Genomic DNA, 17098 nt, shown 5'->3' on the forward strand with positions numbered 1-17098 from the left:
GCCATGACAAAACCGCTTTATCTGGTCACGGGGGCCGCCGGGTTCGTCGGGCGACACCTGGTGGAACATCTCGTGGCGCGTGGCGACCGGGTCCGGGCCATGGTGCGCAAACCCGAACAGGCCGGGGATCTGAAAGGTCTGGCCGAAGAGGTGGTGATCGGCGATCTGCAGAAACCCGAAACCCTGGCCTCGGCGGTCGAGGGCGTGGCCGGCATCTATCACATCGCCGCCGTGTTCCGGGTCGGGCACCTGCCGGACGAGGTGTTTCACGAGATCAACGCCGAGGGCGTGCGCCGCATGCTGGATGCCGCCATCGCGGCGGGCGTGCCGCGGTTCGTGCATTGCTCGACCAATGGCGTGCACAGCCATATCGAACATCCCCCCGCGGCTGAGGATTACCCGTTCAGCCCCGGCGACGTCTATCAGGAAAGCAAGCTGGCGGGCGAGTTGATCGCGATGGAATATTTCAACGCGGGCAGGATCTGCGGCGCGATCCTGCGCCCGGCGATGATCTACGGCCCTGGCGACACACGGATGCTGAAACTGTTCAAGATGATCGCCAAGCGCCGGTTCTTCTATATCGGGCGCGGCGAGGCGCTGGTGCACTGGCTCGACGTGCGCGATCTGGCCGAGGCGTTCCGGCTGGCGATGATGGCCGAGGAGGTGAATGCCGAAGCTTTCCTGATCGCCGGGCGCGAGTACATGACCCTGGCCGAATCCGCCCGCGAGATCGCCCGCCAGCTTGATGTGCCCGAGCCCTGGCTGCGGCTGCCGGTCGGGCCGATGATGACGCTGGCCCATGCCACCGAACTGGTCTGCGTGCCATTGGGCATCGATCCGCCTCTTTTCCGCCGCCGTGTCGCCTTTTTTCTGAAGAACAGAGCGTTTAATATCTCCAAGGCGGAAACAATGCTTGGCTATGCGCCGAAACAGGATCTGGCCGGAGAAATTGCCGATACCATTGCCGATTACCGGGCAAGGGGAGATTTGCCACCGGTCAAAACGGAGATGACAACACCTGGAGCCGGCGATCTGCCCCGGCAAGAAAGACACGAATGAACCGACATGCTCTCGACCCCGGCCCGCTGCGTCCCTGGGAAACGTCCGGCAGCAGCACAGATATCCAGCTCGATTTCGCCCGGGTGCTGCAGATCATCCGCAAGGGCTGGTGGATCATCGCCCTCGGCGCTTTTCTCGGCGCGCTTTTTGCCGCCGTCATGGTCCTGCGCGCCACACCCACCTTCACCGCCACGGCGCAGATCATGCTCGGTCAGGAGAACCGCGCCGATGTTACGCTGGGCAATCTGTTCCAGGAACTCAACCTGGACAATGCCGATATTGCCGGGGAAATCGCGATCATCACCTCCGGGCAGATTCTAAAAGATGTGTCAGAGCAACTGGATCTGGTGTCGCGCCCGGAATTCAACCCCGCCCTGAAGGAACCTCAACCGGAGCCGTCTCTGGCTGCGCGCCTATCCGGCCTGGTGAAAGACAAGATCAAGGCGGTTCTGGGTGGCGACACATCCGCCTCGGGCGATCAGGGCGGAACCGATAGCGCGCCCTCGACAGATCCGGTCGTGCGCGCCGCCGCCGCCGTGCGTGAGCAATTCGGCGAACAGGCGGATTATGTTGGCGCCCTGGCTGCCGGGCTGCGGGTCCGGCAGGTGGGCAGTACCTATCTGGTGGATGTCAGCTATTCATCCAGCGACCGCCAGTTGGCCGCCGCGGTGCCGAATGTGGTGGTCGATAGCTATCTGCGCGAGCAGCTCAACCGCAAATTTCGCGCCATCCAGCGGGTTACCGCCGGGCTGGACAGCCGGTTGGGCAGTCTGCGTGACCGGCTCGAAGCCTCAGAACGGGCGGTGATCGATTATCGCAACCAAAACCTGGCCGACGGGTTCGGCACGCAGGAACGGCTGGATCAGCAGTTGCGCGAATTGTCCAGCCGTCTGGGCGCGGCCCGCGCGGAACAGGTGTCGCTGGCCTCGGAATTATCAGAGATCGATACGCTGATGGAAAGCGGCGGGGCGGCAGCGGCGGCGGGGCTGTTTTCCTCTGATTTGCTGAATAATCTGCGGGGCGAGATCGCCACCATAGAGCAGCGCCGGAGCCAGTTGAACAATCGGTTCGGCGCGGACAGCTCACAGGTGCGCGCTGCCACCGAGGAAATCGATAGGCTCCAGGATGCGCTCGCTACCGAGATCGCCCGGCTGCGCAATGACAAGGTCAATCTCGAGATGGTTGCCCGGGCTCGTGAAACCGCGCTGAGGCAACAGATGCGCGCGCTCGAACAGCAGGAACTGGAGCTGTCGGGGCGGGCGGTCACCATGGCGCAGCTCGAACGCGAACTGGCCGCCAACCGCGTCACCTACGAGACGTTCCTGGGCAAATTCACCGAGACCAGCGAGGTAGTCGATCTGCAGGAGGCGGATGCACAGGTGATTGCCTACGCGAAACCGCCCGCTTCTCCGGTGGCGCCTCGCAGGAAGCTGGGGGTTGCGCTGGGGCTGATCGCTGGCGCTGCTCTGGGCCTGGGTGTCGTGTTCGCCCGCTCCATCGGCGACAATGCGGTGTCTTCGGTGACTCAGCTACGCAGCCTCGTGCAGGACGCGCATGTGCAGACCCTGCCGCGGCTGCGCGGGCTGCTGCGCCGTCCCGATCCGATGGGATATGTTTTGCAGGCACCGCATTCTGCTCTGTCCGAGTCGGTCCGGTCGCTGCGGGGCCATCTGCTGCTATCCGCACCGGACGATCGGCAGAGCGTGGCGATGATCTCCTGCGGGCCGGATGCCGGCAAGACAACGACCAGCGTGATGCTGGGCCGGTCGATGGCCCAGATGGGCAAGTCCTGCATTCTGGTCGAAACCGACCTGCGCCGGGGCAATGTCGGAAAGATGATGCATATGCCGTCGCGCCCGGACATCGTAGATGTCCTGACCGGCTCGGTGACCCTGGAAGAGGCGCTGCAGCCGGATCCGCACTCAAACATGTTCGTTCTCAGCGCCCGGACAAAGATCAAGGATCCAGCCGCGTTGTTGATGTCTCCGCAGATGACCCAGTTGATCACCCGCCTTGAGGAAATGTTCGAAATAATCATTTTCGACACACCGCCGCTCCTGTCCACTGCGGATGCGGTGCCGCTGATCGGGATTGCCGACAATGTCGTGCTGCTGGTTCCGGAAGGGCAGACCACAACGAGCGAGTTGGAAAACGGCATGCGTCTGCTGAGAAACGCCTCAGCGAAACTGTCCTGTGCCGTCCTGTCCATGGCCAGAGAACAGAAGGGCGAAGGCTACGGGTATTATTGATCAGGCGGGACATGCTCGAACCGCCGCCTTGTGCCACGCGACCCTAAATCGGTTGTATGAGAGGCCCATATGAGCCGGTGTGGCAACACACAAGGAGCAACGACAAGATGCAACATCCCCCGTCAGCGCGGCACCATACAGGCCACCCGACCGCCTGCGCGCCCGAGGACATCCTCGTCGCCGTGCCGACACTAAACGAAGCGGCCCATATCGACGCCTGCCTCGCCTCGCTGATTGGTGACGATCCCTTCATGGCCGGGATATGCGTAGTGGTGGCCGATGGCGGCAGTCAGGACGGGACTGTGGCGCGGGTTGACGCGCTACAGTCCCGTTATCCGGCATTGCGACGGATCGACAATCCACGCCGACTGCAATCGGCAGCGATCAATACGGTGGTGGCGACCATGGCCGAGCCCGGCCACAAGATCCTGGTGCGCTGCGATGCCCATGCGATCTATCCGCCCGGCTATGTGCGCGCCGTCGCCGAAAGCCTTGCGGCCCGGCCCGAGGCCGCCTCGCTCGCCACGCCGATGGATGCGACCGGCGAGGGCTGTTTTCAGCGTGCCGCCGCCTGGATCGTCGACACGCCGCTGGGCTCGGGCGGTGCGGCCCATCGTGGCGGTGGGCGGTCGGGCTGGGTCGATCACGGCCACCATGCGGGGTTCCGGCTAAACTGGTTCCGGCGCGTGGGCGGCTACGACGAAAGCTTCAGTCACAATGAGGACGCCGAATATGACCACCGGCTGGGGCTGGCCGGCGGCAAAGTGTGGCTGGATGCCGATATCCGGCTCGATTACAGCATGCGCGCCACCCCCGCCGCGCTCTGGCGGCAATACTGGAATTACGGCCGGGGTCGGGCCCGCACGGTACTGAAACACCGGATGCGGCCCCGGGCGCGGCAGATGATCCCGGTGATCAACCTGCTGGGCATGATGGCGGGGCTGATACTCGCGCCGCTGACCCCGGTGACACTGCTCTGGCCGCTGGCCTATCTTGCCGCGTTGCTGGTGGTGTCGCTCGTTGGGGCGGTCCGCCTGCGCGGCCCCTGCGGGCTGTGGGCCGGGCCGGTGCTGGGGATCATGCATAATGCCTGGGGGGCCGGGTTCCTGACCCTGCTGACCGCCAGCGATGCGCGCAGGCGCGCCCGGCCGGAACAGGAGGGGACGCCCACATGACACGCGTCGATATTGCGCTCTGCACCTTTCGCCGCCCCGCAGTGCGCGAGACCCTGGCCTCGTTGGCCGCGCAGGATTTGCCCGCAGATGTCTCGATCCGGGTGATCGTGGCCGATAATGACGATAGCGACAGCGCCCGTGCCACGGTCGAGGACGCCGCCGCATCGCTGTCTGTCCCTGTGCAATATGTACATGCGCCTGCCCGCAACATCTCGATCGCGCGCAACGCCTGTCTCGATGCTGCCAACGCTGATTGGGTCGCCTTTCTCGACGATGACGAACGCGCCGAGCCGGATTGGCTGGCCCGCCTCCTGGCCTGTGCCACGCAGACCGGAGCGGATGCGGTCTTTGGTCCCGCGCTGGCCGAATACGGCCCCGAGGCGCCCGGCTGGATGCGGCAGCAGGACCACCATTCCAACCATCCCGCCCGCCGCGGCGACGAGGTTGAGACCGGTCATACCTGCAATGCGCTCTTACGCTGGCGCGGCGCGCCCTGGCAGGACCAGCGCTTCGATCTGGCGAGGGGCCGGTCGGGGGGCGAGGATACCGAACTCTTCTTTCGCCTGCACCACGCCGGGGCCCGGTTCGAGATCTGCGAAGAGGCCATCGTTCGTGAAGCGGTTGCGCCCGACCGGCTGGAGCTTTCCTGGCTGTTGCGGCGCAAATACCGCGCCGGGCAAAGCTTTGCCGCCCGCGCCGGGGGGATACCGACACGCACCGCGCTGATGGCCAGTGCCGCAGCCAAGGCGCTGTTCTGCGCCGCGATGATGTTGGCGACCTGCTGGTCGCCGGACCGGTGCCGGTTCTGGTATCTGCGCGGGGCGATGCATCTGGGCGTGATCAGCGGGTGCCTGTCGCTTGCACAGCCCGAAATCTATGGCCGAGGCTAGCAACTGTGTCTAATCGCTGCACTAAGTTTGTCATGGGGCGCGGCGCTTGTGATCGCGTTTGCAATCGGGGGCCCATCCCGGCTTCCAGGCAGTTCGTGAGCAATTGTTTCGCTTGTACCGAAGCGGTGCTTCCACTATCGTTTAAGTGTAGCCAAACTCTTCATAGAGCCTGAAATAAAAGATGACTGCCAGCGCGCCTGACTTTAAGGGCAGAACAGTTCTTATTCTCGGTGGAGACGGCTTTTGTGGGTGGCCCACCGCGTTGCGCTTCTCTTCCCTGGGCGCAAATGTTGCTATTCTGGACAATGAATCCCGACGCCAAATCGATGCCGAACTCAAGGTTCGCTCGCTGACCATGATCAGCAGCCTGCCGGAGCGTATCCTGGCCTGGGCTGGCGAGAGCGGCAATCACATGGGGCTGTTCCGGTTCGATCTGGCCACGGATTATCCGGCGTTGCGCAATCTTCTGGCCGAACTTCAGCCGGATATCATCGTGCATTTTGCCGAACAACGGTCGGCGCCGTATTCAATGCGCTCCTCCGAGGGGGCGCGCTATTCGATCGATAACAATGTTCGTGTCACGCATAATCTGCTGGCGGCCCTGGCAGAAACAGGTCTGGACCCGCACCTGATCCATCTCGGCACCATCGGCGTTTACGGATATGCCAACGCCGGGTTGCAACTTCCCGAAGGTTACTTGCGCGTCACCGCGCATGGCCCGGATGGCCGGGACGTAAAAAAGGAGATCGTCTATCCCGGCAAACCGGATTCGGTCTACCATTTGACCAAGGTGCTCGATCAACAATTGTTCGCCTTTTACAACCAGTATTACGGGCTGAGAATTACCGATCTGCACCAGGGCGTCGTCTGGGGCACCCAGACCGCCGAAACACGCCGCAATCCACATCTTGTGAACCGCTTCGATCACGACCCGATTTTTGGAACGGTCGTGAACCGCTTTATCGTGCAGGCGATCGATGGCACGCCGCTGACCGTCTATGGCAGCGGAGAGCAGGCCAGGGCCTTCATTCACATCAGGGATATGCTGACCTGCATCACGCTGGCAGCAGAGACACCGCCCGAACCCGGCGAACGGGTGAGGATCGTGAACCAGTATTCCGAGATTTGCACGCTCAACGCTCTGGCGGCACGGGTGTCGGCATTGACCGGCGCCAAGATAGACTATCTGAAAAACCCGCGCCGGGAGCCTGAAGACAACGAATTCGAGGTCAGCCGCACAATACTGACGTCCTTGGGGTTCGAACCCAATACCTTCGAGGATATCCTCGCGGCAGAGATTGCGGATATTACCGATATTCTTGCCACCCAGTCACCGGACAAGTCAGAGTTTCTTAAACCCGGCATATGAGGGCGCAATTTCCCGGATCGTATCGAGCAGGGCTCGTGTATCCGTACCGTCCTCCAGAAAAAGATCCCGGCGCCGGTCCATGATCTCGGCCCGTTCTTCCCGATAGGCCTCCACCGTGGTGTTCTCCAGGAACCGGGCAATCGGTTCTGCGTAGGGGGCGGGAAGCGCATGCCCGATGCCGGCTTCGCTGACCCAGCGATCCATTTCCGATCCCGCCGGCACCAGCGGCACCGCCCCGTAAAACCCGCCCTGATACATGCGGCAGGCCAGCAGCAGCGGCGAATTGCCATGCTCGTCGAGAAAATCGAGGCACCACGAGAAATGCACCCGCCCATACATCTCTTCGAGATCGCCCGGGATGGTGTATTCGCCCGCATAGGTCCAGTTCGGATGCCGGTTGACGATCTCCATATAGGCGTCAAGCCCGGTTTCTGTGGGATAGCCGCGCGTGTAGATCTCGACCTTGGGGCCGAGCCGCTCGGCGACTTCCTCCAGCAGTGCCATGGATTTCGGGCAGCGCAACGTGCCGAACCAGCCGATCACCCAGCGATCGGTGATCTCTTCCCAAACACGACCGGCACGGGTCGGTTCATCGGACTGATCGCCGAGCTGGATCTTGTTCTCGAGCACGAAGCTCGGCCCGGTATAATTCTGCACCGGCTGGAAATATCCGCGCAGGAAGCCCGGAGACAGCGGCACCAGAAGATCAACATGTTTCAGCGCCCAACGTTCGAGCCAGCGAAAGATCTTGCCCTGGAGCGTCTTCTTGAAAAACACCTCCTGAATGTCTTCGACCTCATACACCATCCGGGCCGGGCTGCCGGATAGCCATTTACCCAGAAGCCCAAGCAGCAGCAGATCGATCTGCCGGGCATAGATCACATCCGCCCGCCGCAGCACCTGACGGTGCTGCGCAACAACATAAAGCGCGCGCAGCAGGCTTGGCAGTCGGCGCAGATAGTTGCGGTCCACGGTCCTGCCAAGATGGATGTTTGCCCATTCCGGCTGATAGTCGGTGTTGAATTTCCACCGCCGGAAGGTGAAGCCGGTGACATCGGCCCCGGCCCGCAAAAACGACCGGATGCGCAGGATCAGGGTCGGATTCGTGGCATCACTGCCAAGAAAAACCATGCGGAGTACCGGACGGTCTGCCGCCGCCTGATCCGGCGCGGACGCGTCTTGTTTTTCCTGTGCCACATGCTTTTCCTCAACCAATACCGAAATCCTATTTGCAAAGGTTGGCACATTTGTGTCGCATACCGCGCTCATTCGCTGCGATAAGGCCCAAACTCACCCCGTTTTTCAAGCACCAACCGCAACCCGCATGCCGCCGATCACGGCGCCTGATTCAGGATTTTTGTGAGTCGGATTTGATCTTCGGTCAATGCTGCGGCGATCATCTCCTTGATCTCCCGGGGCAGTGGCTCTGTCCGGCGTGCAGCGCGCCCCTTGCTGACCAAGGATTTCAGCTGGCTTATCGCGTCACGCGACAACCGGCGTTTCAGAGCCGAAGCAAGCCGTGTTTCCCGGAGCGCAAAGACCCAGGGGGGCAGTCGTGCCAGCGATTCCGCAGAGTTGGATGCGATCTCTTCCGCGTCCGACCATTCGTCGCGAACGCCGAGAAACCCGGCCACCGAACTCAACACGGCCCGGGGGTTCTGCACCAGAGCTTCGAATTCCAGGATCAGGAAGTTCTCGCGCGGGAACAGGGTGAGATAGGGATCCAGCTGCGCCGCATAGCTGCTGTTGTCGATGAGGTGCCGCAGGATTTGAGACTTGGGCAGGTCGCGCACATCCGGCGTCGGCGTGCCGCTCAGCGCTATATGGCGATACTCGCTTTCGGCGCGCCGGACCGGGTCTCGGGTAAGGAAAATAAATTTGCAGTCCGGGATGGTTTCCGCGATCCGTTCGGGCACCCCCGCAAAGATGTTTCGCTTGGTGTAATTGGGCGAGGCCTCGGCATAAATCTCGGAACCGGGTCGAAACTGGCTGTGATACCAATCCAGCCCGCGCGACCAGTTCTTGCCGACGACGAAGAAATCCGTTTCCTTTTCAGCAGATACGCCGATCTGGCCATGCCGTGACATATGCTCATAGAGGCTGGTGGTACCCGCCTTCATCGCACCGATGACGATCACGTCGGGAAGAATCTGATCGCTCATTCCTGTGCCTTTGATACGGGCTGTAGAAATGCGGGCAGCGGAATGGGACGGAAAATCAAGAAAGCTGTCGTCAATTACATGCCTTTTTCGCATACGCAAATGAAACCAAGGGGACTTTACGCGCTCGGGGTACAGGTGCCAACCATGGTTCGAACCCCACATTGCAGATGATGTACACGGTTGAACTGGCCACCCGGTGCAAGCACGATTACGGTTGTGGTGCAGCCCGCCATTTGTATGAAAATACGGCGGAATTCGAAAGGACTCGTTGCATGGAGATTGAGCGGACCGCGCTGTCGGGGATTCTGGTTCTGACACCGGCGCGGTTCGGGGATGTGCGGGGTTTCTTCAGTGAAAGCTGGAATCGGCGCACACTGACTGACTTCGGTATTGAGTTGGATTTCGTACAGGATAACCATTCGCTCTCAGCGCGGGCGGGCACGGTCCGGGGGCTGCATTTTCAGGCGCCGCCCCACGCGCAGGACAAGCTGGTGCGTTGTGGGCGCGGGGCACTTTTTGACGTGGTGGTCGATATCCGCAAGGGCAGCCCTACCTACGGGCACTGGACGGGCGTGGATCTGAGCGCCGAGAACGGCAAACAGCTGCTTGTTCCAACCGGCTTCCTGCATGGCTTCGTCACCCGCGAGCCGGATACCGAGATCTGCTACAAATGCACCGATTACTACGCCCCCGACTGCGACGGCGCAGTGCGCTGGGACAGTTGCGGCATTGACTGGGGCTTTGCCGGTGATCCGATATTGAGCGACAAGGATGCCATAGCCCCCGCGCTGGCCGAATTCGATAGCCCCTTTTTATGGGAGGGCGCGGCATGAAGCTGTTGGTCACCGGCGGGGCCGGGTTCATCGGGTCGGCGGTGGTGCGCCGGGCGATCCGCGACGGGCATCAGGTGGTCAACCTCGATGCGCTGACCTATGCGGCCTGTCTGGACAACGTGGCGCAGGTCAGTACCGCGCCGGGATATGCCTTTGTAGAGGCTGATATCCGCGATCGCGCCGCCCTTGATACGGTGTTTGCCGACCATCACCCGGATGCGGTGATGCATCTGGCCGCCGAGAGCCATGTGGACCGCTCGATCGACGGGCCCGGCAGTTTCATCGAGACCAATGTGACCGGCACCTATACCCTGCTGGAGGCCGCGCGCGCCTATTGGGTGGGGCAGGGCAAGCCCGAACAATTCCGTTTCCACCATATCTCGACCGACGAGGTCTATGGCTCGCTGGGTCCCGATCCCGACCGCGATGGCCAGTTCACCGAAGAGACCTCTTATGATCCGCGCTCGCCCTATTCGGCCTCCAAGGCGGCCAGCGACCATCTGGTGCGCGCCTGGCACGAGACCTACGGGCTGCCGGTGGTGCTGACCAATTGTTCGAACAATTATGGCCCCTATCATTTCCCCGAGAAACTGATCCCGGTGGTGATCCTGAACGCCTTGGCGGGCAAGGTGATCCCGGTCTATGGCGCGGGCGAGAATGTACGCGATTGGCTTTATGTCGAGGATCACGCCGAGGCGCTTCTGCTGGTGGTGCAAAAGGGGGCGCTGGGGCGCAGCTACAATATCGGCGGCGAGAACGAGGTGAAAAATATCGATCTGGTGCGGATGATCTGCGCCATTCTCGACCGCAAAAAGCCCAGGGGTAGACCCTATTGCGAGCAGATCACCTTTGTCGCTGACCGCCCCGGTCACGATCTGCGCTATGCCATCGACCCGACCCGCATCCGCGACGAGCTGGGCTGGCGGCCCAGCGTGACGCTGGAACAGGGGCTGGAGAAAACCCTGGACTGGTATCTGAACAACGAGGCCTGGTGGCGTGCGTTGCAAAACCGGTCAGGCGTGGGCGAGCGGCTGGGGGTCAAAGCCTGATCCGCATGCGTCATCTGGCTGAAAATATCCCCACCGGAGGCATCAAGAAATCACGCCTCTGGTGGGCGTATCTGGCGCAGGAAGAAACCCGGAGAAGACACCCATGACCATTCTCGTTTTCGGCAAAACCGGCCAGGTGGCGCGGGAACTGGCAGGCCATGCGGGCGTGACCTGCCTGGACCGGGCGGCGGCGAATCTGGCGGAATCCGGTGCTTGCGCGGCGGCGATCCGGGTGGCGCAGCCCGATGCCGTGATCAACGCCGCCGCCTACACCGCTGTCGATCGCGCCGAGGAAGACGAGGTGCTGGCCACAGCAATCAATGGCACGGCACCGGGCGAGATGGCGCGGGAATGCGCGGCTCTGGGCATTTCCTTTGTCTCTATTTCGACGGATTACGTATTTTCCGGAGCAGGTGAGACCGCTTGGAAACCGGAAGACACAACCGGGCCGTTGGGCGCTTACGGGCGCTCGAAACGGACCGGTGAGCAGGCAATCTCGGCGGCAGGCGGGCCCTCGGCCATTCTGCGCTCCTCCTGGGTGGTCTCGGCGCATGGGAGCAATTTCGTCAAGACCATGCTGCGGCTGGGGGCGGAACGCGACCGCCTGAGTATCGTGGCGGATCAGATCGGCGGCCCGACGCCTGCGCGCGATATCGCGGCGGCCTGTCTGGAGATGGCCGGGCAGTTGGGCGACGATCCGGGCAAAGCGGGCCTCTATCATTTTGCAGGCCACCCGGACGCCAGTTGGGCTGATTTCGCGCGCGAGATCTTCGCGCAGGCGGGCATAAGCTGCGCGGTCGAGGACATCCCCAGCAGCGCCTATCCGACCCCGGCGCGTCGGCCGCTCAATTCCCGCCTTGATTGTTCCTCACTAGCGGCGACATTCGGTATTAGCCGTCCGGACTGGAAAACAGGTTTACGCGATATTCTGAACGATTTGGGAGAGACCCGGTGAGCACACGCAAGGGGATCATTCTGGCGGGGGGCAGCGGCACGCGGCTCTATCCAATCACCATGGCGGTCAGCAAGCAGCTCTTGCCGCTTTATGACAAGCCGATGATCTATTACCCGCTGTCGGTGCTGATGCTGGCGGGCATCCGCGAGATATGCGTGATCACCACGCCGCAGGATCAGGACCAGTTCAAGCGCACGCTTGGCGATGGCAGTCAGTGGGGCGTGTCGCTGACCTATGTGGTGCAACCCAGCCCCGACGGGCTGGCGCAGGCCTTTATTCTGGCCGAAGACTTCCTGGCGGGCAGCCCCAGCGCGCTGGTGCTGGGCGACAATATCTTCTTTGGCCATGGCCTGCCGAAGTTGCTGGCGGCAGCAGATGCGCAAGCATCGGGCGGCACCGTCTTCGGCTATCACGTGGCCGATCCCGAACGCTATGGCGTGGTGGATTTCGACAGGGATGGCCAGGCGAAAGAGATCATCGAAAAGCCCACGCACCCGCCCTCGAACTATGCGGTTACCGGGCTCTATTTCCTTGACGGCACCGCGCCCGAGCGCGCGCGCCGGGTCAAACCTTCGCCCCGCGGCGAGCTGGAGATCACCGATCTGTTGCAGATGTATCTGGAGGAGGGGTGCTTGCGGGTCGAAACCATGGGGCGCGGTTATGCCTGGCTTGATACAGGCACCCATGCCAGCCTGCTGGATGCGGGCAATTTCGTGCGCACGCTGGAGGAACGCCAGGGGTTGCAGACCGGCTGTCCCGAAGAGATCGCCTATCAGGCAGGCTGGATCAGCACCGACGCGTTGCGCGCGCGCGTCGAGATGTTTTCCAAGAACGCGTATGGCACCTATCTGGCGGGGCTTTTGAAATGAAAATTCTGTTCGTACATCAGAACATGCCGGGCCAGTACCGTGAACTGGTCCAGTGGCTGGCGGCGCAAGGCGGGCATGAGCTGGTGTTTCTGACCCAGCGCGACCCGGCGCCGCAGATCGCGGGGGTGAAAACCGTTCAGTACAAGACCCATCACCGCCCTGCCGAAAATGCCTATGGGCTGAGCAAGGTCTGGGAAGAGGCTGCCGGCGCAGGCTTTGGTGCGGCGATGGCGGCGCGGCAGTTGGAGCGCAGTCAGGGCTTCAAGCCGGATCTGGTGCTGGGCCACACCGGCTGGGGCGAGCTAAGTTTCTTCAAGCAGATCTGGCCGGACGTGCCGATCCTGGGCTTCTTCGAATATTTCTACAACATGGAAGGCGGGCTCGTGGGCTTCGACCCCGATGAAGTGGTTACAGAAAGTGTGCCTTTCCTGAACCATGCCCGCAACATGGTGCCTTTCGCCAATATCCAGAGCGTCGATCTGGGTCATGTGCCCACTGAGTGGCAGAAAAATACCTTCCCCGAGAGTTTTCATTCGAAATTCTACACCTGTCATGACGGCATCCGTACCGATCTGCTGGCCCCCGATCCGGGTGCCAGTCTGAGCCTGTCGCGGCTGGGCCGCGCGATCACCCGTGAGGATGAGATCTTTACCTATATGGCTCGCAACATGGAGCGCGCCCGGGGGTTTCATATCTTCATGCGCGCTCTGCCCAGGATCCTGTCCGAGCGCCCCAAGGCACGGGTACTGATCATCGGCGGCAATGAGGTCTCCTACGGACGTCAGAGCACCCATCCGCACGGTTTCCGCGGCGAGATGGAGGATGAGGTCGGCCACATGCTCGACTGGGACCGGGTGCATTTCCTGGGCCGGGTGCCCTATACCGAATATTGCCGGATCGTGCAGCTCAGCCGCTGCCATATCGCACTGACCATGCCGTTTGTGATGTCCTGGTCGCTGCTGGAGACGATGGCGATGCAGGCCACGGTGGTGAGCTCGGATGTGGCTTCGGTGCGTGAGGCGATCACTCATGGCGAAACTGGCCTGCTGGTGGATTTCTTCGATCCCGGCAAGCTGGCCGATCAGGTGGTGGACGTGCTGGCCAATCCCGGCGATTACGCCCATATCGGCCCGGCGGCGCGCGCGCATGTGGTGGGCACATATGATTTCATGACCCGCTGCCTGCCTGAACATATCCGGCAAATGAACAGTCTGGTGCCGAGCGACCGCTGGATTTCGCTGCCCGGCTAGGGTGCGGACGTTCCGATCCGGCGGGCGCGCAGGATGATGGGATTTCCATAACGCGTGGCCAGTGGCGCGAAGGGCTTTTCTAGCAGCCCGGAGAGGCCGGGTTTTTTCAGTGCGCGGTGCAGCGCCATGGGCAGGACGAACTGCCCGTCATGCATGTCGACCCGAAACCCGTTTGCTTCAAAAGTCTCGGTCACCTCGGCCAGCGAGATATTGCGGAACCGCCTTGTGTCCTTTTCGATCAGCTTCTTGGCATGGAACAGCAAAGACCCCAGTCCATTGGCCCCGGACGGGTTGGGAAAATCGATGATCACCGCATCGCTTGAGGCCCGGCAGAGCCCGCCGACAAAGGCCTGCCAGTCGGCAATATGGGCCATCATGCGAAAGGCGGTCACCACATTGAAGGCGCGGTCTTCAACCGGCGGGTGGGTCAGGTCTCCGACCACGATCTCAGGCGTGGCTTCGGGTCGGTGCCGCAGCCGGTCCCCGGCGCTGGCCACGCTGACCAGAACCGTGACGTCATGCCCGTCTGCCGCCAGCGGCGGCGCGATCTGGGCATGCCCGCCGCCCACATCCAGCACCTGCGCGCCCTGAAACGGCGTCATGAACTCCCGCAGGATCACGGTCTGCCGGTCCAGCAGCCAGCGGCCCGTGGGTCCGGCAAAGCGCTTGGCATAAGTCTCGGTGGACGATTCGATGTCTGGTTGGGTCGCTTCCGTCACTTCGAACCTGTTCCTGAAATTCCGACCATATGATCACTTCAACAATTGCCCGAAGCATTCTGCAGACCCGGAGGGACGTCAAGGGTCACGGATCGGGCAATGCAACAGGGAAACAATCGGGTTTATGTTGACCGGCTGTTTCCTGGCTCCCGTTGATGTGAATTGCGCGGAGAAGCGACATCGGCGGGAGATGAGACGGAAAGCTTCGGAGTGATCATTGAGATCAATAAAAGCATCTGGGATATACCGGGGCAGGTCGGGCGGTTGCCGCACGTTCATCCCGACCGGAACCCTGCTCGCTCAAGCGATGTCGGATTGCCACCAACCGTTCCGGTCGTCGTTCAGTTCGACAGGTTCTGGGTCGCGTTGAACACGCCGACGAAGTTGCCGATGATGTTCGAGACGGTCAGCACATCGTTGATCGGCGATTCCGTGGCGATCAGCAGATCGTCGGGATTGATCTGGAACCGACGCGCAGAGAACAACCCGTCAGCGCTGGTCAGATCGACCGAGAACACCACCCGTGCCTGTTTTGGCCCCTTGGAATCGGCACGTACTGCCGCTCCGGGATATTCACGCAGGATCAGCAACCCTTTGGGGTCAGCCTTGTTGTCCTGCAGCCCCCCCATGATCACGACCGCGTCCATGGCCGATATCTTGTCCTTGGTGAACGGATGCAGCGCCTCCTGGCCGGTCGCGCCGAAGGACAGGAAATAGCGTTCGTCTTCTTCGACGAAAACACGGTCGCCGCCGCGCAGCAGCGTATCAAGCCGCGGTTGGTTGAGCAGCCGGTCCACCGAGGTGCCGTAGATCGCCTTGCCACGGATCAGCCGGACCTGCGGATTGTTGAGCGTGGAGCTGATGCCGCCCCCCGCCGAGATCAGGCCCAGAATGGTGAAGTTGCGGTCGGGCATGGGGTAAATGCCGGGCTGGGCCACACCGCTGACCAGATCGACCGAATTGTTGCGCCCCTCGGTCATTTCCAACTGCAGCTGTGCCGATGGCACGATCACCTCCAGCTCCGATTGCAGCTTTTCGCGGGCCAGATCGGGGGTCAGGCCGATCACGCTGATATTGCCCACATAAGGCATAAAGACCGCGCCGTTTGCAGCGACGGTGACATCCTGCAGCTGAACGGCCTTCTGTTCGATCGAGGTCAGCAACGAGTTCTCGCCGCTGTCCCAGATCTGCAGGGTCAGCCTGTCCCCGGGCTGGATGATCTGGGTCTTGGCGCCTGCATTGTTGGCAAGCCAGTTCAGGTTTTCCTGCTTGCCCGTGGGCGGCCATTGCGCCACGGCTGGCAAAAAAGCGCGGCTGATAGAATAGAGCGCGAAATCCGGGCTTTCCTCGGCGGCTTGTTCCAGTATCTCTTCGCTGACGGGCGCACCACCCGGCAACCGCCCACGGCTGCAGGATGCAGTGAGCAGGATCAAACCGGCCATAACGAGAATATGGAACAGAAACCGCATCTGAACTGCCCGGTACAAGGTTATTGTTTTTTTCTGCCGGAAAGATACCCGTATCGTAACGAGCGTCAACCTGAACGAAGGGACTCATGCAATTTCCGCAAATATTTGTGACCGGAGCGACAGGCCGGATTGGCCGGATGCTGCAGCATTTCTGGGCCGCATCCGCGATCGGCGAGGGGGTGCGCTGGCAGGCCCGCAGGCCGCAGGCGGACCGAAGCCTGGACTGGGCGGTTTTTGACCCTCTGGACGGGAATGCGGGTCGCGCGCTGGCCGAAGCGGCCCGGGGCCGGGATGTCATCCTGTGCCTGGGCGGGGTGACACCTGAGCGGGCCGCGCAGGCGGATGGATGCATGACGGACAACACCGCGCTGGCCAAGGCGGCGGTCCGGGCCGGAGCCGAGACCGGCGCACGGGTCCTGCTGACCTCATCGGCAGCCATCTACGGTTCCCGAACCGGCTTGCTGAGCGAAACGATGGCGCCGACGCCGGTGTCGGATTACGGCCGCGCCAAGGCTGACATGGAGGAGGCCTGCGTCAAGCTGGCCGACCGGTTGGGGGTCCGGGTCACGTCGCTCAGAATCGGCAATGTGGCCGGGGCGGACGCTATTCTCGGCAACTGGCGGCCCGGCTTCGCGCTGGACCGGTTTCCGGACGGGCGGACCCCGCGGCGCAGCTATATCGGCCCGCAAACACTGGCGCGGGTGCTGTCCGACCTCTGCGCCACGCCGGACCTGCCCGCGATACTGAACGTCGCTGCTCCCGGGGTGGTTGAGATGGGCGCGCTTCTGGATGCAGCCGGGCTGGACTGGACAGCGCGCCCGGCCACGGGTCGCGCGATTGCTGAAGTACGGCTATCGGTGGCAATGCTGGAGCGGGTAACCGGTTTTGCCACAGCCGACAGCCAGCCAGAGGTTATGGTCGCCCAACGGAACCGCCTGACACCCGGCACGTAACGGCAACCGATTGCCCGCTATCGCTGTATACCGCCCCGTTTCGAGCTTTCCGAAAGGCGCAGCAACGTGGTAAATCTATTGCATGTTGTTTTGAGTT

The 17098-nt window shown here is 62.2% G+C and carries 15 protein-coding genes; 11 read left to right on the forward strand and 4 right to left on the reverse strand.

Annotation, left to right across the window (positions count from 1 at the left end; all coding sequences use genetic code 11):
- The first annotated feature begins 3 nt into the window (after window positions 1-3).
- The 5 genes from M3P21_RS19105 to M3P21_RS19125 all read left to right on the forward strand — a co-directional run bounded on the left by M3P21_RS19105 (window position 4) and on the right by M3P21_RS19125 (window position 6742).
- Window positions 4-1059 (forward strand): NAD-dependent epimerase/dehydratase family protein, encoded by a 1056-nt coding sequence (locus M3P21_RS19105; RefSeq protein WP_249712628.1) that lies wholly within the window; start codon window positions 4-6, stop codon window positions 1057-1059.
- The gene (locus M3P21_RS19110; RefSeq protein ID WP_249712630.1) at window positions 1056-3308 is read left to right on the forward strand and encodes a GumC family protein; all 2253 of its coding nucleotides are present in this window, start codon (window positions 1056-1058) and stop codon (window positions 3306-3308) included. Before M3P21_RS19105 ends, M3P21_RS19110 begins: the two co-directional genes overlap by 4 nt.
- A 107-nt stretch (window positions 3309-3415) precedes the next feature.
- Window positions 3416-4483 (forward strand): glycosyltransferase family 2 protein, encoded by a 1068-nt coding sequence (locus tag M3P21_RS19115; protein WP_249712632.1) that lies wholly within the window; start codon window positions 3416-3418, stop codon window positions 4481-4483.
- Window positions 4480-5373, forward strand: a complete 894-nt coding sequence (locus M3P21_RS19120; RefSeq protein ID WP_249712634.1) for a glycosyltransferase family 2 protein — start codon at window positions 4480-4482, stop codon at window positions 5371-5373. Before M3P21_RS19115 ends, M3P21_RS19120 begins: the two co-directional genes overlap by 4 nt.
- 181 nt (window positions 5374-5554) lie before the next feature.
- Entirely contained in the window at window positions 5555-6742 is a 1188-nt protein-coding gene (locus M3P21_RS19125; RefSeq protein ID WP_249712636.1) for an NAD-dependent epimerase/dehydratase family protein, read from the forward strand.
- On the opposite strand, the gene M3P21_RS19130 is transcribed toward M3P21_RS19125, so the two are convergent.
- Window positions 6716-7939: a glycosyltransferase gene (locus M3P21_RS19130; protein WP_249712638.1), complete on the reverse strand. Its 1224-nt coding sequence runs from the start codon at window positions 7937-7939 to the stop codon at window positions 6716-6718. The two genes, M3P21_RS19125 and M3P21_RS19130, sit on opposite strands and share 27 nt — an antisense overlap.
- 137 nt (window positions 7940-8076) lie before the next feature.
- A complete protein-coding gene (locus M3P21_RS19135) occupies window positions 8077-8904 on the reverse strand; it encodes a sulfotransferase family protein (RefSeq protein ID WP_249712640.1) in 828 nt (275 codons plus the stop codon).
- Between the two features lie 272 nt (window positions 8905-9176).
- Between M3P21_RS19135 and rfbC the strand changes: the two genes are divergently transcribed.
- From rfbC to M3P21_RS19160, 5 genes are all read left to right on the forward strand, one after another.
- On the forward strand, window positions 9177-9737 hold the full coding sequence (rfbC, locus tag M3P21_RS19140) for a dTDP-4-dehydrorhamnose 3,5-epimerase (protein WP_249712642.1): 561 nt from the start codon (window positions 9177-9179) through the stop codon (window positions 9735-9737).
- Complete coding sequence (gene rfbB / locus M3P21_RS19145) at window positions 9734-10786, forward strand: dTDP-glucose 4,6-dehydratase (protein ID WP_249712644.1); 1053 nt, start codon at window positions 9734-9736, stop codon at window positions 10784-10786. The genes rfbC and rfbB overlap by 4 nt, the downstream gene beginning before the upstream one ends.
- Window positions 10787-10889: 103 nt before the next feature.
- Window positions 10890-11741 carry a dTDP-4-dehydrorhamnose reductase gene (gene rfbD / locus M3P21_RS19150; protein WP_249712646.1) on the forward strand — a complete coding sequence of 284 codons (852 nt, stop codon included), beginning with the start codon at window positions 10890-10892 and terminating at the stop codon, window positions 11739-11741.
- Complete coding sequence (gene rfbA / locus M3P21_RS19155; protein ID WP_249712648.1) at window positions 11738-12610, forward strand: glucose-1-phosphate thymidylyltransferase RfbA; 873 nt, start codon at window positions 11738-11740, stop codon at window positions 12608-12610. Before rfbD ends, rfbA begins: the two co-directional genes overlap by 4 nt.
- Complete coding sequence (locus M3P21_RS19160) at window positions 12607-13860, forward strand: glycosyltransferase (protein WP_249712651.1); 1254 nt, start codon at window positions 12607-12609, stop codon at window positions 13858-13860. The genes rfbA and M3P21_RS19160 overlap by 4 nt, the downstream gene beginning before the upstream one ends.
- Here M3P21_RS19160 and M3P21_RS19165 read toward each other — a convergent pair.
- Both M3P21_RS19165 and M3P21_RS19170 read right to left on the reverse strand, forming a co-directional pair.
- Window positions 13857-14579 (reverse strand): class I SAM-dependent methyltransferase, encoded by a 723-nt coding sequence (locus tag M3P21_RS19165; RefSeq protein WP_249712653.1) that lies wholly within the window; start codon window positions 14577-14579, stop codon window positions 13857-13859. The two genes, M3P21_RS19160 and M3P21_RS19165, sit on opposite strands and share 4 nt — an antisense overlap.
- A gap of 341 nt (window positions 14580-14920) precedes the next feature.
- Window positions 14921-16048: a polysaccharide biosynthesis/export family protein gene (locus M3P21_RS19170; RefSeq protein ID WP_249712654.1), complete on the reverse strand. Its 1128-nt coding sequence runs from the start codon at window positions 16046-16048 to the stop codon at window positions 14921-14923.
- Between the two features lie 86 nt (window positions 16049-16134).
- Here M3P21_RS19170 and M3P21_RS19175 point away from each other — a divergent pair, with 86 nt between their 5' ends.
- The gene (locus tag M3P21_RS19175) at window positions 16135-17001 is read left to right on the forward strand and encodes an NAD-dependent epimerase/dehydratase family protein (RefSeq protein WP_249712656.1); all 867 of its coding nucleotides are present in this window, start codon (window positions 16135-16137) and stop codon (window positions 16999-17001) included.
- Window positions 17002-17098: the final 97 nt, after the last annotated feature.

Origin of the sequence: Ruegeria spongiae, from assembly GCF_023502395.1 — a bacterium.
Lineage (GTDB): Bacteria > Pseudomonadota > Alphaproteobacteria > Rhodobacterales > Rhodobacteraceae > Ruegeria_C > Ruegeria_C spongiae.